The sequence below is a fragment of the Micromonospora sp. NPDC005163 genome (assembly GCF_053599835.1).
The window spans coordinates 236,628-254,597 of record NZ_JBSFYP010000002.1 but is presented as its reverse complement, the minus strand read 5'-3'; the positions used below and the strand labels follow the sequence as shown (position 1 = coordinate 254,597).

General features: G+C 72.3%; 21 protein-coding genes. 8 read left to right on the top strand and 13 right to left on the bottom strand.

Annotation, left to right across the window (positions count from 1 at the left end; all coding sequences use genetic code 11):
- Positions 1-12: 12 nt before the first annotated feature.
- Positions 13-2,073, bottom strand: coding sequence for an amylo-alpha-1,6-glucosidase (locus tag ACWD6N_RS02885; protein ID WP_354963935.1), 2,061 nt, complete (start codon positions 2,071-2,073; stop codon positions 13-15).
- Positions 2,073-2,444: an SCP2 sterol-binding domain-containing protein gene (locus ACWD6N_RS02880; protein ID WP_354963934.1), complete on the bottom strand. Its 372-nt coding sequence runs from the start codon at positions 2,442-2,444 to the stop codon at positions 2,073-2,075. Before ACWD6N_RS02880 ends, ACWD6N_RS02885 begins: the two co-directional genes overlap by 1 nt.
- Positions 2,445-2,656: 212 nt before the next feature.
- On the opposite strand from ACWD6N_RS02880, the gene ACWD6N_RS02875 reads away from it, so the two are divergent.
- On the top strand, positions 2,657-3,763 hold the full coding sequence (locus ACWD6N_RS02875) for a DNA glycosylase AlkZ-like family protein (protein ID WP_354963933.1): 1,107 nt from the start codon (positions 2,657-2,659) through the stop codon (positions 3,761-3,763).
- A 76-nt stretch (positions 3,764-3,839) separates the two neighbouring features.
- Here the strand turns inward: ACWD6N_RS02875 and ACWD6N_RS02870 are convergent, their stop codons facing one another.
- Positions 3,840-4,256 carry a CBS domain-containing protein gene (locus ACWD6N_RS02870; RefSeq protein WP_450004381.1) on the bottom strand — a complete coding sequence of 139 codons (417 nt, stop codon included), beginning with the start codon at positions 4,254-4,256 and terminating at the stop codon, positions 3,840-3,842.
- A 576-nt stretch (positions 4,257-4,832) separates the two neighbouring features.
- Here ACWD6N_RS02870 and ACWD6N_RS02865 point away from each other — a divergent pair.
- Positions 4,833-5,411, top strand: coding sequence for a nucleotidyltransferase family protein (locus tag ACWD6N_RS02865; protein WP_450004380.1), 579 nt, complete (start codon positions 4,833-4,835; stop codon positions 5,409-5,411).
- A 19-nt stretch (positions 5,412-5,430) separates the two neighbouring features.
- On the opposite strand, the gene ACWD6N_RS02860 is transcribed toward ACWD6N_RS02865, so the two are convergent.
- From ACWD6N_RS02860 to ACWD6N_RS02840, 5 genes are all read right to left on the bottom strand, one after another.
- A complete protein-coding gene (locus tag ACWD6N_RS02860; RefSeq protein WP_354963931.1) occupies positions 5,431-5,871 on the bottom strand; it encodes a PPOX class F420-dependent oxidoreductase in 441 nt (146 codons plus the stop codon).
- A gap of 134 nt (positions 5,872-6,005) precedes the next feature.
- Positions 6,006-7,031 carry an aspartate-semialdehyde dehydrogenase gene (locus ACWD6N_RS02855; RefSeq protein ID WP_354963930.1) on the bottom strand — a complete coding sequence of 342 codons (1,026 nt, stop codon included), beginning with the start codon at positions 7,029-7,031 and terminating at the stop codon, positions 6,006-6,008.
- 98 nt (positions 7,032-7,129) lie between these two features.
- Positions 7,130-8,473, bottom strand: coding sequence for a M16 family metallopeptidase (locus tag ACWD6N_RS02850; RefSeq protein ID WP_354963929.1), 1,344 nt, complete (start codon positions 8,471-8,473; stop codon positions 7,130-7,132).
- Positions 8,470-9,762 (bottom strand): M16 family metallopeptidase, encoded by a 1,293-nt coding sequence (locus ACWD6N_RS02845; RefSeq protein WP_354963928.1) that lies wholly within the window; start codon positions 9,760-9,762, stop codon positions 8,470-8,472. Before ACWD6N_RS02845 ends, ACWD6N_RS02850 begins: the two co-directional genes overlap by 4 nt.
- Positions 9,763-9,901: 139 nt before the next feature.
- Entirely contained in the window at positions 9,902-10,117 is a 216-nt protein-coding gene (locus ACWD6N_RS02840; protein WP_354963927.1) for a hypothetical protein, read from the bottom strand.
- Positions 10,118-10,380: 263 nt separating this feature from the next.
- Between ACWD6N_RS02840 and ACWD6N_RS02835 the strand changes: the two genes are divergently transcribed.
- From ACWD6N_RS02835 to ACWD6N_RS02825, 3 genes are all read left to right on the top strand, one after another.
- Entirely contained in the window at positions 10,381-11,475 is a 1,095-nt protein-coding gene (locus tag ACWD6N_RS02835) for a 3-deoxy-7-phosphoheptulonate synthase (RefSeq protein WP_354963926.1), read from the top strand.
- A gap of 303 nt (positions 11,476-11,778) precedes the next feature.
- Positions 11,779-12,012 (top strand): hypothetical protein, encoded by a 234-nt coding sequence (locus ACWD6N_RS02830; protein WP_387326225.1) that lies wholly within the window; start codon positions 11,779-11,781, stop codon positions 12,010-12,012.
- Positions 12,013-12,082: 70 nt separating this feature from the next.
- The gene (locus tag ACWD6N_RS02825; protein ID WP_354963924.1) at positions 12,083-12,277 is read left to right on the top strand and encodes a hypothetical protein; all 195 of its coding nucleotides are present in this window, start codon (positions 12,083-12,085) and stop codon (positions 12,275-12,277) included.
- 55 nt (positions 12,278-12,332) lie between these two features.
- Here the strand turns inward: ACWD6N_RS02825 and ACWD6N_RS02820 are convergent, their stop codons facing one another.
- The 3 genes from ACWD6N_RS02820 to ACWD6N_RS02810 are packed head-to-tail and all read right to left on the bottom strand — an operon-like array spanning position 12,333 to position 13,612.
- Positions 12,333-12,872 (bottom strand): DUF1360 domain-containing protein, encoded by a 540-nt coding sequence (locus ACWD6N_RS02820; RefSeq protein WP_354963923.1) that lies wholly within the window; start codon positions 12,870-12,872, stop codon positions 12,333-12,335.
- 60 nt (positions 12,873-12,932) lie between these two features.
- Entirely contained in the window at positions 12,933-13,268 is a 336-nt protein-coding gene (locus ACWD6N_RS02815; protein ID WP_354963922.1) for a hypothetical protein, read from the bottom strand.
- Positions 13,268-13,612, bottom strand: a complete 345-nt coding sequence (locus tag ACWD6N_RS02810; protein ID WP_354963921.1) for a DUF6158 family protein — start codon at positions 13,610-13,612, stop codon at positions 13,268-13,270. Before ACWD6N_RS02810 ends, ACWD6N_RS02815 begins: the two co-directional genes overlap by 1 nt.
- A 131-nt stretch (positions 13,613-13,743) precedes the next feature.
- On the opposite strand from ACWD6N_RS02810, the gene ACWD6N_RS02805 reads away from it, so the two are divergent.
- Together ACWD6N_RS02805 and ACWD6N_RS02800 are read left to right on the top strand one after the other, a co-directional pair.
- Positions 13,744-14,178: a hypothetical protein gene (locus ACWD6N_RS02805; RefSeq protein ID WP_354963920.1), complete on the top strand. Its 435-nt coding sequence runs from the start codon at positions 13,744-13,746 to the stop codon at positions 14,176-14,178.
- 26 nt (positions 14,179-14,204) lie between these two features.
- Entirely contained in the window at positions 14,205-14,531 is a 327-nt protein-coding gene (locus ACWD6N_RS02800) for a DUF3817 domain-containing protein (protein ID WP_354963919.1), read from the top strand.
- Positions 14,532-14,582: 51 nt separating this feature from the next.
- Here ACWD6N_RS02800 and ACWD6N_RS02795 read toward each other — a convergent pair whose 3' ends face one another.
- Positions 14,583-15,104 carry a DUF6232 family protein gene (locus ACWD6N_RS02795; RefSeq protein ID WP_354963918.1) on the bottom strand — a complete coding sequence of 174 codons (522 nt, stop codon included), beginning with the start codon at positions 15,102-15,104 and terminating at the stop codon, positions 14,583-14,585.
- A 502-nt stretch (positions 15,105-15,606) separates the two neighbouring features.
- Between ACWD6N_RS02795 and ACWD6N_RS02790 the strand changes: the two genes are divergently transcribed.
- The gene (locus ACWD6N_RS02790) at positions 15,607-16,581 is read left to right on the top strand and encodes a C40 family peptidase (RefSeq protein ID WP_354963917.1); all 975 of its coding nucleotides are present in this window, start codon (positions 15,607-15,609) and stop codon (positions 16,579-16,581) included.
- Positions 16,582-16,653: 72 nt separating this feature from the next.
- Here the strand turns inward: ACWD6N_RS02790 and ACWD6N_RS02785 are convergent, their stop codons facing one another.
- Positions 16,654-17,643, bottom strand: a complete 990-nt coding sequence (locus ACWD6N_RS02785; protein WP_354963916.1) for a sigma-70 family RNA polymerase sigma factor — start codon at positions 17,641-17,643, stop codon at positions 16,654-16,656.
- Between the last annotated feature and the right edge of the window lie 327 nt (positions 17,644-17,970).

Sequence of the window (17,970 nt, the reverse complement as noted above, 5' to 3'; positions counted from 1 at the left end):
GGGAGCGGTGGGTCAGTCGGAGAGCTCGTGGAGGTCGATTCGGCCCCGGGCGAACGCGTCCACCCGCCCCCAGCGGCCCGGGATGTCCAGCACCTCGATGCGGCCCATTCCCCTCGGCAGCCGTGGATCGACCGCCAGGTGACCCTCGTGTGGCTCCAGACCGAGCATGGTGCGCAGCAGCAGCAGCGGCGTACCGGTCGACCACGCCTGCGGGCTGCACGCCGTCGGGTACTCCACCGGGAACTTCGTCAGCTCCCGCGGGTAGCCGCCGAACGCCTCCGGCAACCGCCCGTCGAAGTAGGTCGCCGCGTCCAGGATGCCGCTGGCGATCGTGGCAGCCTCCTCGGCGAAGCCGTACCGACGCAGACCCCAGGCGATGAAGGAGTTGTCGAACGGCCAGATCGTGCCGTTGTGGTAGCCGATCGGGTTGTACCGTGCCTCCCCCTCGGCCAGCGTCCGCACCCCCCACCCGGTGAAGAGGCGCGGCCCCACCAGGTGCTGCGCGAGCTTCTCCGCCCGGTCGGGATCGACAATCCCGCTCCACAGCAGGTGGCCGATGTTCGAGCTGAGGACGTCGCACTGGCGGCCGTCCGGGTCCACGGCCAGCGCGTAGTACTCGCCGTCGGCCACCCAGAAGTCCCGGTTGAACCGCTCCTTCAGCGCCGCCGCCTCCCGCTCCAACTGGTCGGCGAACTCCGGGTCACCCCAGAACTCCCGCGCCAGCCGGGCCGCGCGGATCTTCGCGTCGTACGCGTACCCCTGCACCTCGCAGGTGGCCCGGGGGAACGGCGGCAGGGTGCCGTTGGAGTAGGAGATCGAGTCCCAGGAGTCCTTCCAGCACTGGTTCTCCAGGCCGGTGTCGGTGTTGCGCCGCTCGTACCAGATGTAGCCGTTGCCGACCAGGTCGGCGTAGCCGTCGATCCATCTCAGCGCCGCCCGGGACTCCTGCTCCAACTCCTTGACCAGCGCGACGTCCCCGGTCCACCGCTCGTACTCGTCGAGCAGCACGACGAACAGCGGCGTCGCGTCCACGGAGCCGTAGTACGGCGAGTGTGGCTGCTCCTCGAAGGCGGCGGTCTCGCCGTAGCGCATCTCGTGCAGGATCCTCCCGGGGTCCTCGTCGCGGAAGTCGTCGAACCGGCTGCCCTGGAGAGCGGCCAGGATCCGCAGGGTCGTCTTCGACAGTTGCGGGGTGAACGGCAGCGTCTGCAGGCAGGTGAGAATGCTGTCCCGGCCGAACATGGTCATGAACCAAGGCAGGCCGGCGGCCGGCAGGGTGGCGCCGCCGAGCGACAACGGCGAGAAGCGCAGCGCCGCCAGGTCGATCAGGCTGCGCTGGTACGTGCTGGAGATCCGGCCGTGCTCACTGTTGACCTTGGGCGCGCCCGCGATCCACTGCTCCAGGTCGTGCTGGAGGGCGAGCCGCTCGCCGCCGTGCACCCGCAGCCCGATCCGCAGGTCCCGGTCGCCGGGCCCGACCGCGTGTGTCTGGACGTCGATCGCGGTGTTCCACTGCTCGCTCGGTTCCAGGTGGACGGTGTACGCGAACCCCTTGCTGTCGTAGCGGGCCGGCACGGACGAGGAGATGATTGTTTCCCGCCGGAAGTTGCCCCGGCGGTAGCCCAACCGCATCCGGTCCGCCTCGACCTCGGTGTAGATCTCGCCCTTCTTGTTCAGGATCTCGTCCTTGACCTGGAAGAGGTCGGCGAAGTCCGACGCCGCCTCCATCCGGATCTCCAGGTCCACCGGCTTCTCGTCGTGGTTGAGGATGGTGATCTGCTCCCGGAAGCTGCCGCCGACCGCCCGCTCCCGGATGATCGACAACTTCGCGTCGATGTAGTGCGTGGCCATCCCCGGCACCAGGAAGAACCGCGATTCGAAGTACTGGAGGTCGTCGAAGGAGAGCGAGTTGAGCCGCTCGCCGTTCACGGTCAGCACCCAGGTGGACAGGAACCGGGTGTCGATGGAGAACAGCCCCGTCGGCTCGCTCGGTGTCGCCTCGATGTCGCCGGTGTCCTCGCAGACGACGAAGGTGTTGCCGTCCAGGATCCGGATCGTGTTGCTCTGTCCCATCAGTGCACCTCCCCGGCGAATCGGTGGCGCGGCCCGACCGAGTCCGGGGAACCCGGGAAGATCCGCTCCACCTGCACCACCAGGCGGGCGTCACCCACCACCGTCATGTCCCCCCGCAACAGGGCGGCCAGGCCGTGCTCGCGGCCCGTGGCGATGTCGTCGAAGAGGGCCGGGCTGGTCCCGATGACCGTGTCGGCCTCCCGGTCCTCCTGACTCACGTTCAGCCTGCCGTGGTCGATACTCAGCAGCCAGTGCCGGGTCTGCGCCCCCTCGTGCAGGTCGATGCGCAGTGTCCCGGAGGTCTTCGCCAGCCGGGGCTCGTACCCCCGCCGGTCAAGCTCCTCGAAGAACCTCGTGGTCGCGTCCACCATCGGGTCCACTCCTCCCCCAGTTGCGCCCGCCCGGGATCCCCGCCGCGCTCGCGTGGCGCGCAGGACCGGCGTTGCACGTCCCCGCACGGGTCCCCGCCGGTTCTCCGGTCAACCTCGCCCGGATCGGGTGAGCCGCCGGGAGGTGTCGGAAGGGGGTGTAGCGTGCCGGGCAGAACGGTGGAAGCGCTGGGACGTCCGTGACGGAGGGGCTCATGACGGGGCAGGCGCCGCGGGTCGACCGGCGGCAGGTCCTCGCGTACCGAATCGCGGCCCAGCAGCTCGACCGCTCCGGCGGCAGGCGTCCCGGCGACCTGGCGGTGCTGTCCCTGGGCGTTCAGGACACGCCGTACGGCTCGGCCCGGCAGGCGCTGGCGGCGCGCGGCGCGACCGAGCCGGACGACCGGCTGGAGCTGGTGTGGTCGATGCGCGGGGCACCGCACCTGCACCGGCGTGCCGAGCTGCCGGCCCTGGCTGCGGCGCTCTGGCCGCTCAGCGACGCCGACGCCACCCGCCGGATCCCCGGGCAGATCGGTGCGGGGGCCAAGCTCGGGCTGGCTGCGTTCCGGGCCACCGCCGAGGCTTTCCAGGCGGTGGTCACCACCGAGCTGGAGCGCGGCGTGGTCAGCCGGGGGGTCTCCGAGCGGGTGCCCGCCGAGCTGACCTACGACTGCCGGGCGTGCCAGGCGCGGCACATCTCGGGGTCGGTGTTTCAGCAGGCCGGGCTCGCCGGCGGGGTGCGCCTGGTGGTCGCCGGCCGGGCCGCCCGGCTCGCCCCGCTGCCCGACTGGTCCGGCCCACCCGCCGCCGCGGCGCACACCGCCGAGCTGGTCACGACCTACCTGCGACTGCTCGGCCCGGCCGCCCCGGCCGACGCGGCCGGCTTCCTCGGCACCGCCGCCGCGGAGCTGCGCCGGGTCTGGCCGGCCGGCCTGGTTGAGGTGCTGGTCGACGGCCGGGCCGTGTGGCTGCCGGCCGAGGCGCTCGACGCGTTGACCGGGGCCCCGGCGCCCCGCCTGGTGCGGCTGCTACCACCGGGAGACCCCTTCCTCGCCGGCCGCGACCGTGACCTGCTGGTGCCCGCGAAGGAGCACCAGCGGCAGCTGTGGCGGGCGATCGGCAATCCGGGTGCGCTGCTGTTGGATGGCGAGATCGCCGGCACCTGGCGGGCGCGGCAGGCTGGAAAGGGGCGGCTGGAGCTGACCGTCAGCCCGTTCTCGGCGCTGCCCGCCCGGGTCCGGCGGGAGGTCGACGCCGAGGCGGCCACGGTCGCCGCCGCTCGCGCCGCCGCCGATGTGCAGGTCCGGGTCGAGCCCACCTGACCGGGTGGCGTGCGCCGGCCAGCGCAACGCCGGCCCTCCCCGGAGGGAGAGCCGGCGCGCGCCCGCGGCGGACGGGTCAGTTGTTCGGATCGTCGGCGCTGATGCCCGCCAGCACCGACTGCGGTTCGCGCTCGACCGCGAGGTCGCCCATCGAGACGAGGCCGACCAGGCGCCCGTCGTCGATCACCGGCAACCGGCGTACGGCGTAGGTGCGCATCAGATCCGCGGCGGCAACGGCGTCGTCGTACTGGCTCACCGTGACCACATCGCGGGTGGTGATCTGGTTCAGCCGGGTCGAGCCCGGGTCCATGTTCTCCGCGACACCCCGGACCGTGATGTCCCGGTCCGTGACGATCCCGACCACGCTGTCGCCGTCGGTCACCACCACGTCACCGATCGCGCTGTCCCGCATCTCCTGCGCGGCCGCGATGAGTGTGTCGTTGCCGTCCATCGTCACCAACCGGGTCGTCATGAACTCTCCGACCGTTGTCATGGTGCTCCCCTCTCGGTGTCGGCACGGCCCGTCTACCCGCCGTCCGGGGCGGGGTAACGCGTGCTACCCGCCGGGCAACGGTCCCGACGCGGCCGGCGCGGCGCGACCCAGCTCAGCGCGCTTGATCGAACTCGACTTCCTGGAGGTCGGGCTATCCGGGTGGCCGGGACAGCCCGACTTCCGGGAAGTTGAGTCGATCCCTACGCGCGGCACGGCGGGCCCCACACGGTCCCGGTAGGTGGACGCGGCCCGGTGCGCCCTTCTCGGGGGCGGTCGCTGTTGTGAGCGATATACCTGTGAGGCATAAATATGCCTCTGAGGTATACCGCTCGCTGACCACCTCGCCTCCGCGGTGGTCGACTCGATGTCAGCGATGTCGTAGTGTCCCGGGCCTCCGGATGGCCCGGTATCGGCGATACCGAGATGATCCGGCGAGGCAGCAGCCCGGCGGGGCGGGGCGGCGCGGGGCGGGGCGGCGCGGGGCGAGGCGAGGCGGCGGCCAGTTGCGCGCCCTACCGGCGCGACCCCGACGGCGGGGCGGCGGGGCCGCGCTTCGCTGCCTACGGTGGGCGGGTGATGACGGGCGAGCATGAGCTGCGCGCACTGGTCGCCGGCAGCGGATGGCTGACCCGCGCACTGGTCGTGGTGCGTGACTCCGGCCTGCCGGACGCCTGGATCGGCGCGGGCGCCCTGCGCGACCTCGTCTGGGGTGAGCGGTACGGCGACGGGTTCGACCCGGCGACGGTCCGGGACGTGGACGTGGTGTTCTTCGACCCGATCGAGCTGAGCCGGGAGGCCGACGACCGGGCGACTGCCCGTCTGACGGCGGCCTGGCCCGAGCCGCCCTGGCAGGCCCGCAACCAGGCGGCGGTGCACACCTGGTACGCGGCGAAGTTCGGCGGCGCCCCGATCGCTCCGTATCGCAGCGCGGCCGAGGCGGTCGCCACCTGGCCGGAGTACGCCACCGCCGTGGCGGTCCGGCTGGACCGGGCCGACAGGTTGGTCGTCTGCGCCCCGTACGGCCTGACCGATCTTCTGGGCGGGGTGTGGCGGCACAATCCCGCCCGGGTGGACATCGCGCGGTCCCGCCAGCGGCTGGCCCGGCACCGGCCGGCGCAGCGCTGGCCCGGCGTGACCGTGATCGACCCGGGCTGACCGGGGAGTGGACGGCCCGTCAGCCGCGGGGCGGCATGCCGTAGATGCGCTCGACGTGCAGGCGCAGCACCAGCCGCCCCTCGGCGACCATGGCCTGGCGGTAGTCGTCCCAGTCCGGGTGTTCGCCGCGTAGCGACCGGTAGAGCCCCACCAGTTCCTCGACGGTGGCGTCGCCCGGTTCGGTGGCCGGCGGGGTCAGCTCGGCGCGGCCCTCGACCACCGCGTACGCCCAGCCGTCCTCGCTGCCCACGTGGAAGCTGGCTCGCGGGTCGCGGCGCAGGTTGGCGGTCTTGGCCCGACCGTCGGTGACGGAAACCCGGATCAGCCCCGCCTCGCGGTCGAAGGAGTAGATCACAGTGGACAGCTGGGGCCGCCCGTCCCGCTTGATCGTCGCGAGCACGCCCATCGAGCGGCCGCCGATCAGGTCGGTCAACGCCTGCTGGGTCCGGTCATCCGGCACGGCATCCTCCAGGTGGCAGAGTCGGCTTCGTCCATCCAAGCACGACCGGAGGGCTGCCGTGCCCGCCGAGCCACGGCCCACGCACACCGAGGCCCCCGCCGGAAGCCGGCGGGGGCATGACGTAACGGCGACGGTCAGCGACGCTCGGCGGCGACCAACTCGGCGATCTGCACGGCGTTGAGCGCGGCGCCCTTGCGGAGGTTGTCGTTGGAGCAGAACAGCGCGAGGCCGTACTCGACGGTCTCGTCGGCGCGGATCCGGCCCACGTAGGTTGGGTCCTGCCCGGCCGCCTGCAACGGCGTCGGCACGGCGGTCAACGCGACCCCGGGCGCGCTTTCGAGCAGTTCGTGGGTCCGCTGCGGGGTGAGCGGCCGGGCGAACCGGGCGTTGATCTGGAGCGAGTGGCCCGTGAAGACCGGCACCCGGACGCACGTGCCGGAGACCTTCAGGTCGGGGATCTCCAGGATCTTGCGGCTCTCGTTGCGGAGCTTCTGCTCCTCGTCGGTCTCGAACGAGCCGTCGTCGACGATCGAGCCGGCCAGCGGGAGCACGTTGAAGGCGATCGGCTCGGCGAACGAGCGCGGCGCGGGGAACTCCACGGCCGACCCGTCGAAGGCGAGCCCCGAGGCGTGCTCGGCGACCTTGCGGACCTGCTCGTCCAGCTCGGCGACGCCGGCCAGCCCCGCGCCGGAGACCGCCTGGTAGGTCGAGACCACCAGACCGACCAGACCGGCCTCGGCGTGCAGCGGACGCAGCACCGGCATCGCGGCCATCGTGGTGCAGTTGGGGTTGGCGATGATGCCCTTCGGCCGATCGGCGGCGGCGTGCGGGTTGACCTCGGCGACCACCAGCGGCACCAGGGGGTCCATCCGGAACGCCGAGGAGTTGTCGATCACCACGGCGCCGGCCTCGGCGACCCGGGGGGCCAGCTCGAGCGAGGTGCCCTTACCGGCCGAGAAGAGCACGACGTCCAGCCCGGAGTAGTCCGCGGTCGCGGCGTCCTCGACGGTCACCTCGCCGTCTCGCCACGGCAGCGTACGCCCGGCGGACCGCGCCGAGGCGAACAACCGCACCTGCTCCGCCGGGAACTCCCGCTCCGCCAGCACCCGCCGCATCACGCCACCGACCTGGCCGGTGGCCCCCACAATGCCGATCCTCATGCCCGCGAGGCTACCCAGCTCGCCCCCACAACCGGGAGCCCTTTCCCACCCCCCGGGTCCCGCATCACACCCACCCGCACCCTCACTCCCACCTGCGGTCAGAGGTGGGTGATCATCTCGCCCAGGGCGGCGGCGGTGAGATCGTCCCGGATGAGGGCGGCGTCGCCCTCGATGACCAGGGTCAACGCGTCCGGGTGCAGGTGGGTCGCGGCAGCCGCGGAGACCTGGTCCACGTCGGCGGCGAGCAACTTCTCGCGCAGCCGGGCGTGGTAGTCGTCCGGCAGGTCGTGCACCACCAGCGTGGTCAGCGCGGAGGCGATCGCCCGGGGGCTCTGCAACTCGACCGAGAGCTGCCCGGCCCGCCAGGAGCGGGCCACCGCCAGCTCGTCCTCGGTCACCCCACCGACCTGGGTACGGGTGATCTCCCCCACCGCCTCGACCAGGGCCGGCGCGGTCACCGCAGTCTGCACCCCGGAGCTGACCGCGAACCGGCCGAACCGGCGGGACGAGGCGAAGTCACCCCGAATGCCGTACGTGTAGCCGTGCACCTCGCGGATCAGGTGGTTGAGCCGGGAGGTGAACGCCCCGCCGAGGACCGTGCCGGCGAGCGTCATCGGCACATGGTCGGGATGCGCCCGGTGCGGCGCCGGGTGGCCCAGCCGCAGCGTGGACTGCACCGAGCCCGGACGGTCCACCAGGATGATCCGCCGCCCGGTGCGCACCGGCACCTCGATCGGGCCGCCCCGGTCGGCCGGGCCCCCGCCGGTGCCGGCGAACACCGCGGCGGCCAGCGCGTCCAGGTCGATCCGGTCCAGGTCACCGGCGACGACCAGGGTGCCCGGCCGCAGGAACCACTCGGAGTGGAAGACGGTCACGTCCTCGACGTCCAGCCCGGCCACCGACTCCGGGTCGCCGTACATCGGGCGCCCCCACCGGTTCTGCGCGCCGAACAGGTCGGCGCGCAACGCGGCGTCGGCGCGCGGGCCCGGGTTCGCCCAGTCCATCCGCAGCGCGTTGGCCTCGTCGTCGCGGACCCGCCGGACGTCGGCCGGGTCGAGTCGGGGCGTCCGCACGGCCTCGGCGAGCAGCTGCACCGCGGCGGTCAACCGGTCGACCGGCACCTGGACGCTGACCTGGAACGAGTCCCAGTCCAGCCCGGTCACCAGCTCGGTGCCGAGCGCCTCGATGGCCAGCGCGTACGCGGTCGCGTCCCGCTGTGCGGTGCCCTCCTCCAATGCCTTGGCCAGCACCCCGCCCAGCCCCTCCTTGCCGGTCGGCTCCCGACCGGCGCCGGCGTCGAGCAGCAGCAGCGCCACGGCGAGGTTCTGCCCGGGCAGGTGCGCGGCGACCACCTGACCACCGGCCACGGCGCGGCGAACCACCGGCGGGAACCGGTACGGGCGGGCGGCGCCCGGGCCGGGACGGTCGACGATCAGCGTCATGCGGTCTCCTCGGGCAGGTAGGTCAGGGTCGCCCGGTCGGCCGCGCCGAGCACGTCGACGGCCGCCTCGGCGATCTGCTCGGCGGTCACCGCGAGCCAGGCGGGCAGCCGGTCGGCGGCCCGGGCCGGGTCACCGAACTGGGTGGCGTACCGGCCGAGCGTGTCCGCGCGGCCGTCCACTGTCGACATCTGACGCCACCACGCGGTGCTCAGCAACGCCTTGGCGCGGTCCAGCTCGGCCGCGGTCACCGGCACGGTGGCCAGCTCGTCGACGACCGCGGTCAGCCCCTCGGCCAGCCGCTCGGCGCTGACTCCGGGGCGGGCGGTGGCGGTGGCGATAAGCGGCGCCGGGGCGTGCGCCAGGTCCACCCCGTACGCGCCGACCAGGTCCGGCTGGGCGATCCGCTCACCGTCGGCGAGACGCTGGTAGAGCCGGCTGCCACGACCACTGCCGAGCACGGTGGCGAGCACGGTGAGCACGTCGTACCCCGGGCTGCCGAACGGGTAGCCGCGGTGCGCGACGTACACGCGGGGGGCCGGCACGTCGGCGGTCACCTTCTCCACGGCCGGCCGCCCGGTCGCCGGGACGGTCCGACCGTCCGGGGCCTGCGGGATGTCGTCGCGCGCGGGCAGCGCGCCGAAGTACTTGTCAGCCAGCGCGAACACCTCGGTGGCCTCGGCGTCGCCGACCACGGTGAGCACGGCGTTGTTCGGCGCGTAGTACGTCTGGTGGAACGCCTGGAAGGTGGCGAGGTCGGCGGCGTTGAGGTCGGCCATCGAGCCGATCGTCGCGTGATGGTACGGGTGACCCGGCGGGTAGAGCAGCGGCAGCAGCCGCAGCCAGGCGTCGCCGTACGGGACGTTCTCGTAGCGCTGCCGGCGCTCGTTCTTCACCACGTCACGCTGGTTGTCCAGGGTCTCCTGGGTGAGCGCGGGGACCAGGCCGCCCATCCGGTCGGCCTCCAGCCAGAGCGCCAGCTCCAGGTGCTCGGCCGGGACCGTCTCGAAGTAGTTGGTCCGGTCCGGGTTGGTGGTGGCGTTGAGCGAACCACCGGAGCCCTGGATCAGCTTCATGTGCTCGGTCTTCGCCACGTTCACCGAGCCCTCGAACATCAGGTGCTCGAAGAGGTGGGCGAAGCCGGTCTGCCCAGCCGGCTCGTGCCGGGAGCCGACGTCGTACCAGAGGTTGACGGCCACCGCCGGGGCGGTGCGGTCCTCGCTCACCACCACGCGCAGGCCGTTGTCCAGTCGGGACGTCTCAATGGGCCAGGGGTAACCGCTGTCGGGCATGGCACGACGCTATCCGATCTCGCGGGCGGAAAGGTGACGTGCGGTCGGTCGGCGAGCGGGCCGGGGTTGCGGCCGGCCCGCTGGCCTGGCTGCGGGAGCAGACCTACCGGGGCTCACGCCGGGGGCGCGGAGCGAGCGTTCAGTCCGGCGGCTCGGACGCGACCACCGTCTGATCCGAGGTGCGGCGCTCCAGCACGGTGTCGGGCGCAGCGTTCTGGTCCTCCTCGCGGATGTCCGACTCGGTGAGGATGGCGTCGGCCTGCGCCTCCGGGTCGTCGCTGCCGACCGCCGCCTCCTCGGGCAGGAGGTGCGCGCGGGACTCCACCCGGTCCTGGTCGCTCTGCTCGTCAGTCATGGCACCCCTGTTACCCCGACCCCGGCCCCGGCACGCGGTGTTCCGCCGCTTGGTTGTGCGGGTCCCGCTCTCCGTCGGGTACGCTGACGTCGTGACGCTTTCGTATCGATGGTTTAGGCAGCCGGCTCGCACGCCGGTGACTTCACCATGATCTGACGTCACCACGTACCGAGCCGGCTGGGCAGGAGCTGTCGCTCCTGCCCTTTTGCGTACGAGCAGCCGGCTCGTCCCGGGCACCGGCCCCGGGCACGGTCGGCGGAAGGATGCCCACCGTGACGACCCCGGAGACCGATCGGGTCAGCGATCAGCGGATCGACCGTGTCGTGCCGCTGACCACGCCCGCGCTGCTGCACCACGAGCTGCCCCTGGACGCCCCGCTCGCCTCGGCCGTGCTGACCGGCCGACGCGCGGTGGGTCGGGTCCTGGACCGCGAGGACGACCGCCTGCTGGTGGTGGTCGGCCCGTGCTCGGTGCACGACCCGGCTGCGGCCCTCGACTACGCGCAGCGGCTGCGGACCGCCGCCGACCGGCTCGCCGACGACCTGCTGATCGTCATGCGGGTCTACTTCGAAAAGCCGCGTTCCACGGTGGGCTGGAAGGGGCTGATCAACGACCCGGGGCTGGACGGCAGCGGGGACGTCAACACCGGCCTGCGGCGGGCCCGGGCGCTGCTGCTCGACGTACTGCGCCTCGGGCTGCCGGTGGGCTGCGAGTTCCTCGACCCGATCACGCCGCAGTACATCGCCGACACGGTGGCCTGGGGCGCGATCGGTGCCCGCACGGTGGAGAGCCAGGTGCACCGGCAGCTCGCCTCCGGCCTGTCCATGCCGATCGGCATGAAGAACCGCCCGGACGGCAGCATCGGCACCGCCGTGGACGCGATCCGCGCGGCCGGCGTTCCGCACGTCTTCCCCGGCATCGACTTCTCCGGCACCCCGGCGATCATGCACACCCGGGGTAACACCGACGGGCACCTGGTGCTGCGTGGCGGGGGCGGCCGGCCCAACTACGACGCGGAGTCGGTGGCCGGTGCGCTGGACCTGCTCCGCGCGGCCGGGCTGCCGGAGCGTCTGGTGATCGACGCCAGCCACGCCAACAGCGGCAAGGACCACCGCAACCAGCCGCTGGTCGCCGCGGACGTGGCCGCCCAACTGGCCGACGGCCAGCGCGGGATCACCGGCGTGATGCTGGAGTCGTTCCTGCTGCCCGGCCGGCAGGACCTCGACCCCACCCGGGAGCTGGTGTACGGCCGCTCGGTCACCGACGCCTGCCTCGGCTGGGACGACACCGCCGAGGTGCTCGACCACCTGGCCACCGCCGTCCGGGCCCGCCGGGCCACCCTGCCGACCCCCGCCTGACCCACCAGGGGGCTGTGACGACGGACACGGCGGTGGACGGAACAGTTCCGGGGGTCGGCCCGTTGACTGAGGTGTCGGTGTGTCCAGTGTCCCCGGGCCTCACCCAAATAGCCTTCGCGGAATACCGTCCGGCTGGAGCCGCGTAGTGCCACTCGCCGAGAGGCGACCTGCACACCGACACCAGCGCCGCCCCCGGCCACCCGGCCGGGGGCGGCGCTGTCTGTACGCCCGCCGGGGCCAGCCACAAGCCCGCCGGGGGTCAGCCACTGCGGCGTGACGTTTGACCGATTCCGGCCCGGGTAGCTGATCGGCGTGACCGACGACGCATCCGTGGCCGGCGAACCGGACACCGAGGCCCTCGACGACCTGCTCGACGACATGTACCGGGGTCAAGAGCGGGTCACCCAGGCGGACATCTACCGCCGGGCGGTGGCCGCCGACCTCCCGGCGGACCTGCTCGCCCGGATCGACTCGCTGCCCGAGGGCGAGTACGCGGTGGACGAGGTCAGCGACCTGCTGGGCGGCTCCGTCGGGTGAGCGCGCCCGCCGCATCGCATCCCGGGCCGAGCGCGCCCGGTTCGCCGACCACCTCAGAGGAGACACCCACATGACGCACCACGAGGACCACGACGAGAAGGTGCCGGCGCTCGGCGAACCGCCAAAGGGCAGGGACACCACGCCCGAGCCGGACTTCGCCAACGAACACGACCGGACCGCCGTGGACCGGGACATCATCACCGGGGCGGACGAGGACGAACGGGAGCCGGAGTCCCCGCACGGCTGGTCCGGCATGCAGCGCTGACGCGTACGCGAGCGGGGGCCGGCATCCGTCGGCCCCCGCTTCGTTCGTCCGCGAATCAATCGTCGTCGTGGCCGCCCTCGGCGGCCTGCTGTGCGCTCGCGTACGCCATCTGCAGGAAGTCGGACGCGGCGACCGCGGTGAGCGCGGTGGCCACCAGCCGGGTCAGCCGGGGCGCGAGGACCAGCCCGCCGGTCAGCCCGGTGGCCACCCAGACGGCCAGACAGAACGGGCAGCTCAGCAGCTCCCCGATGGCGTGCCGGGTGGAGCTGCCCGAGTCACGGACCTGTTCCATCACCTCGCCGCTGCCGATCGGGCGGTCGTAGCGGGTGAACGGTGCCCGCAGCGGGCTGGTCACCGCGTCCTTGGACAGTAGCCGGCTCAGCTTGTGCGTGGCGATGGAGAGCAGCACCACGTCGGCCGGGGCGGGCCGCTCGGGCACCGGCCGCCCGGTCACCCGGACCAGGCCGGCGATGGCACCGGTCACCCCCGCGTAGGTGCCCATCGCCACCAGGTAGCCGCCGAGCGGGCGGTGCTCGTGCGGCGCGTACGCCCGACGCAGCCGGGCCGCCTTCTGTCGCAGGCCAATGCCGGTCACCCGACCTCCTCACATGTCGTGGTGGTGCGGGAGCAGTCCTCCCGCGTGGCCGGTGACGTCTCAGCCGGCCTGGAGGTTGTCGGCGACCTCGCGTACCAGGTTGCTCAGCGCCTCGTCGGCCAACTGGTCCGGGGCCGCCCCACCCGAGCCGTCGGCCAGGTCGAGCTGGATCCGCGCCCCGCCGGCGTCCGCCGGCTCCACCTTGATCTCCGCGGACCAGTCGGTGTCGCCGCCGCCCCAGCGGGCCCGCAGTTCCTCGCTGCTGATCTCCGTCGCTGGGCTGCCGTCGCCGCGCAACGGCTCCGGCAGCCACGCCGAAGCCCGGGCCGGGTCGGTGGCCGTGTTGAAGACCACCTCGGGCGGCGCCGACATGCCCCGCACAGCACGCGCCGCCATCAGGCGTCCCGCAGGCGGCTCGGGTCCACCTCCCGGCCCGGGTGGCGGGCCAGGTACTCGGTCTCCAGCTCCGCCGTGCGCCGCAGGTGGTTGGCGAGCGCGGAGTCCGCCGCGTGCCGGAGGGTGTCCAGACGAGTGCGGTGCAGGCTGTGCATCTCGCGGATCAGATCCTCGTCGCTCAGCTCCGTCGGGTCGACGCCGAGCTCGTCGCCTTCGAGTTCCGCGCCAGCGCTCGCCGGGTCGGCGAGGTGGTCGCCGCCCCACTCCGGCACCCGCTGCTCGGGGCTCATGTCCCTGCTGCCACTGGACGGAAAGCCGTCCTCGCGTACCGATCCGGTCATCATCGCCCCCCTGGTCTCGTTTGGGCTGGCGTCTAGACGGATGCCCACACCGGGTGTCGCCAAACCATGCCCCGCCGTACGACAACTACGACACGGTGTCGGAGATCCGCCCGGTCCCCGGTACCCTCGACGCCATGAGGTGGCTCTGGACCCCGGCGTGGATCGCGCGTCACGTGGCCATGGTCGTGCTGGTCGTGGGCTTCCTCGGGCTGGGCTGGTGGCAGGTCAGCCGGGCCACCGCCGGCAACAGCATCAGTTGGGGGTACGCGGTCGAGTGGCCGGTCTTCGCCGGCTTCGTGGTCTACGTGTGGTGGCGTGAGGTGCGCCTGGCCCGCCGGAGGACGGCGGCCGCCGTTGAACCGCCCGCCGACCCCGCCGACGCACCGGTCGACGAGGCGGCGCCGACCGTGACCACCGGGTCCCGTCCGGCGGTACGCCGACCGGTGCGGGTCGCCCGGGTCCCCGCCGGAGGCGAGGCTCCCGACGACTCGGACCTGGCCGCCTACAACGACTACCTGTCATGGTTGAACGCCAATCCGGGCGCCCGGCCCGGTGACTATCCCGGCTGAGCCGGGGCTCGGAAGGACGGACGAAGGTGGGCGCAGCCCTTACCCGGTACCGCGTGATCGCCTGGATCGTGGGCGTGGCGCTGATCCTGCTGGTCGTGATCGGCATGCCGCTGAAGTACGTGTTCGACAACCCGGTCGTGGTGGAGACGGTGGGGCAGGCGCACGGCTTCTTGTACATGGTCTACCTGCTGGCCGCGTTCGACCTGAGCCGTCGGGTCGGGTGGCCGCTGAAGCGGATGCTGCTGGTGATGCTGGCCGGTACCGTGCCGTTCGTCTCGTTCTACGCCGAGCGCCGGGTCACCGGGTGGCTGGCTCGCCCCACGGAGCGTACGCCGGAGCCGGTCGCCAGCTGAGCGGCCGATCGTCGGCACCCCCGGCGCGGCCCGTGTCGGGGACGGCGCGGGTCAGCGGTTGGGTCGCCACGGGTCCGCGGAGGCGAGCGGATCCGCCCAGCCGCCGTACCGGTTCACTTCCCGGGCTCGCAGCAGCGCCCGGGTGACCTGGCCGAACTGCCGCTCGTCGTCGGCGCTGAACAGAAGCACCTCCGCGCCCCGGTGCCACCCCCACAGCTCGTGCGGGGGCGGCCGCCAGCGATCGCCGACCAGAGCCAGCGCCGCCGGCAGCAGGAACACCGCCCCGAGGATGAGGTACGCCTCCGCGGTCAGCCGTTGCAGGCCGCCGGTGAAGCCGAGCAGCAGCCCGACGCCACCGAGCATGGCGGCGGTGATCGCGACCGCCCGGACGGCGATCCGGTCGTGCGGACCCCGGGTAGTGCGCAGGTGGGTCAAATCGGCGATCCGGTAACTGGTCCGGCCGACGGTGAACCGGTCGACGGTCACGATGATGCCGGGCCGCGCGTACAGCAGGGTGGACCTGGCACCGGGCACCGTTCGCTGCGGTCGCGTCGTCGCGCCTTCACGATTCACGGTTCCTCCCGTGGGGCGGTTCGCCGGGCTGGCCCGCAGGTCACAGGCATCGCTGCCTGTCGACGGGATTCCCGGCTCCGGTGTTCATTGTGTTGCGGCACCACCAGCCCTCCGGCCCAATTACCGGCTTCCGACAGCTCGCCCGACCGGCGGACATCGTCGAGAAACAGCATCCATTTCAGGTTTTATCGGTTATGGAGCGCAGGTATCCGGCGGCATACGCCCGGAACGACGAAGACCATAAAGCCGTCATTTAGTGACAAGAAGGACGTGTTGACCGGCTCGCGGAGCGTCAGCAGCCCCGATGAAGTCACTGGGCGCAGGGGCACCAGCCCGCCACAATGCCAACATTCGCCCCGACTTCAACTGCGGACGACAGCCGCCCCGGGTTAGGTTGAGCGAGCCGGTCCGGCCCAGCGCCGTCCACCCGGATGGCCCCGGTCGGTGTCGCCGAGGGCGTCAGCAGCCCCGTCGGCGGCCGTGGGAGAGGGGCCTTCAGCTCTTGTCATCCCTGAAAAACCTGCTGCGCACCATGGCGCTCGCCGGCATGTCGGCCGCGTTGATCGCCCCGTCGGCGGCGGCACACGCCGAGCCGTCCCCCGCCGACCTGACCCGCCGGATCGAGACGTCCTCGGCCGAGTTGGAGCGGGTCGTCGAGTCGTACAACAAGCTCACCGAGGAGATCAAGACCAACAAGACCTCGGCGGCCCGATTACAGGCCCGCATCGGCCCACTGGAACAGCAGGCCGAGCAGAGCCGGGCGGACGTCGCCGAGCTGGCCAACACCGCCTACAAGAGCGGCGAGCTGCGCACCGCGGACGCGCTGCTGCGTTCCGGCGGCTCGGCCGCGCTGCTGGATCGGCTCGGAGCGCTCGATCAGCTCACCCGTCAGCGCCAGGAACGCATCTCCGGCTTCACCGCCAGCCAGGAACGGCTGCTCGACGAGAAGCGCCGCCTGGACGCCACGCTGACCCGGCAGGCCGCGCAGGCCCGCCATCTGGCGACGGCCAAAAAGCAGATCGAGAGAGACCTGACCAAGCTGTACGAGCTGCGCCGGCAGGCGTACGGGGCGCCCACCGAGCGACCCGCGCCCAAGCCGGCGGCCGAGGCCGCGAACGTTCCCGCTGTCGCCGGTGCGGCCGGCACCGCGGTGCGCTACGCCTACGGCGCGTTGGGCAAGCCGTACGTCTGGGCGGCCGACGGGCCGAACGGCTACGACTGCTCCGGGCTGACCTCCGCCGCCTGGCGGGCGGCCGGGAAGTCGCTGCCGCACAACACCCGGATGCAGTGGGGGGCGGTCGCCCACATCGGTCGGAGTGACCTGCGCCCGGGAGACCTGGTGTTCTACCGAGGGCTCGGGCACGTCGCCCTCTACGTGGGCGGCAACCAGGTGATCGACGCACCGAGCGCCGGCCGCAACGTGCTCAAGCGGGGCATGAACATGATGCCCATCCAGGGCTACGGCCGGGTCCGCTAGCCACGCCCGGATACGGCGAACGGCCGGCGTCCCCCTATCGGACGCCGGCCGTTCGCCGTTATTACTACCAGGTCAGGCTGCCTGCAGCCCCTCCGCGCGGGCCAGCTCACGGAGCCGGCCGAGGGCCTGGATCTCCAGCTGCCGGATCCGCTCGCGGGACAGCGAGAACCGGGACGCGACCTCGGTGAGCGAGTGCTCACGGCCGTCCTCCAGCCCGTAGCGGGCCCGCATAATGCCGGCCGACCGGTCGTCCAGGTGGTTGAGCAGCCCCTCGATGCGCTGCCGCTCCAGCCCGGAGAGGACGATGTCCTCCGGCGACGGGGCGTCCGTGTCGGCGACCAGGTCGCCGAGCTTGGTGTCGCCGTCGTCGCCGATGGGGGTGTCCAGCGAGACGGTGTCCTGCGACCAGCGGCGCAGCTCGTTCACCCGCTCGACGGTGACGCCGAGCGACGCCGCGATCTGCTCCGGCTCCGGGTCGCTGCCCAGCTCACGGGTGAGCTGGCGCGCCACGTTGCGCATCCGGTTAACGTCCTCCACCAGGTGCACCGGCAGTCGGACGGTGCGCTCCTGCTGGGCGATGGCCCGGCTGATCGCCTGGCGGATCCACCAGGTGGCGTAGGTGGAGAACTTGTAGCCACGCTCGTAGTCGAACTTCTCAACCGCCCGGACCAGACCCGTGTTGCCCTCCTGGATCAGATCCAGCATGGGCATGCCCGAGCGCACGTAACGGCGGGCGATCGACACGACCAGTCGCAGGTTGGCGCGAATGAAGAGGTCCTTCGCGTGCTCACCCTCGACGACCAGTCGCTCCAGGTCGGCCCGGTCGACGCCATCGGGGACGCGGTCCTCACCGAGCAGGTGCTCGGCGTAGAGGCCGGCCTCGATCGCCTTGGAGAGATCGACCTCCCGGGCGGCGTCCAGCAGTGGCGTCCGGGAGATCTCGTGCAGGTAGACGCCGACGAGGTCGCGCTCCTCGGCGACCTGATCGGTTCGCATGCCGATGTTCTTGTCCACGTTGCCCACGGTCCCCTCGCTCGCGCCGGTTGCCCGGTTCCTTGCCATCCCCACGTCCGTCAGCCCCGGTAACTTCCGCTGTGCCCACCGGTGCTGACACCTACACAACAGATGAGACGTGTCGGGGATTCCATGTACTGAGTCGAAAGTGTCACGAATGCCTGAGTAGTTGCTGAGAGCACGGTCCATGTTTGCTGTCAGCACCCCGTCGGGTGGCTCGCCGCTGGGCACCACGTACGGGTCGGCGGATCGACGAATCGCCGAACGCCCGTACCAATGGCAACACCGCCCGCCGCGGGGGCACAGCGACCCGGGTCACCACTGCGCTGCGATCCTGGTCACTGCCAAATACGCACCGGTGGACCGGTCGGTTCA

Bases quoted from the DNA above. Each gene is read 5' to 3' on its own strand.
- ACWD6N_RS02865 (WP_450004380.1), top strand. From the start codon at position 4,833: ATGACGGGCGAGCATGAGCTGCGCGCACTGGTCGCCGGCAGCGGATGG.
- ACWD6N_RS02825 (WP_354963924.1), top strand. From the start codon at position 12,083: ATGACGCACCACGAGGACCACGACGAGAAGGTGCCGGCGCTCGGCGAA.
- ACWD6N_RS02785 (WP_354963916.1), bottom strand. From the start codon at position 17,643: ATGGCAAGGAACCGGGCAACCGGCGCGAGCGAGGGGACCGTGGGCAAC.
- ACWD6N_RS02840 (WP_354963927.1), bottom strand. From the start codon at position 10,117: ATGACTGACGAGCAGAGCGACCAGGACCGGGTGGAGTCCCGCGCGCAC.
- ACWD6N_RS02815 (WP_354963922.1), bottom strand. From the start codon at position 13,268: ATGGCGGCGCGTGCTGTGCGGGGCATGTCGGCGCCGCCCGAGGTGGTC.
- ACWD6N_RS02845 (WP_354963928.1), bottom strand. From the start codon at position 9,762: ATGCCCGACAGCGGTTACCCCTGGCCCATTGAGACGTCCCGACTGGAC.
- ACWD6N_RS02870 (WP_450004381.1), bottom strand. From the start codon at position 4,256: ATGACAACGGTCGGAGAGTTCATGACGACCCGGTTGGTGACGATGGAC.
- ACWD6N_RS02880 (WP_354963934.1), bottom strand. From the start codon at position 2,444: ATGGTGGACGCGACCACGAGGTTCTTCGAGGAGCTTGACCGGCGGGGG.
- ACWD6N_RS02855 (WP_354963930.1), bottom strand. From the start codon at position 7,031: ATGAGGATCGGCATTGTGGGGGCCACCGGCCAGGTCGGTGGCGTGATG.
- ACWD6N_RS02805 (WP_354963920.1), top strand. From the start codon at position 13,744: ATGAGGTGGCTCTGGACCCCGGCGTGGATCGCGCGTCACGTGGCCATG.
- ACWD6N_RS02875 (WP_354963933.1), top strand. From the start codon at position 2,657: ATGACGGGGCAGGCGCCGCGGGTCGACCGGCGGCAGGTCCTCGCGTAC.
- ACWD6N_RS02810 (WP_354963921.1), bottom strand. From the start codon at position 13,612: ATGATGACCGGATCGGTACGCGAGGACGGCTTTCCGTCCAGTGGCAGC.
- ACWD6N_RS02835 (WP_354963926.1), top strand. From the start codon at position 10,381: ATGCCCACCGTGACGACCCCGGAGACCGATCGGGTCAGCGATCAGCGG.
- ACWD6N_RS02850 (WP_354963929.1), bottom strand. From the start codon at position 8,473: ATGACGCTGATCGTCGACCGTCCCGGCCCGGGCGCCGCCCGCCCGTAC.
- ACWD6N_RS02885 (WP_354963935.1), bottom strand. From the start codon at position 2,073: ATGGGACAGAGCAACACGATCCGGATCCTGGACGGCAACACCTTCGTC.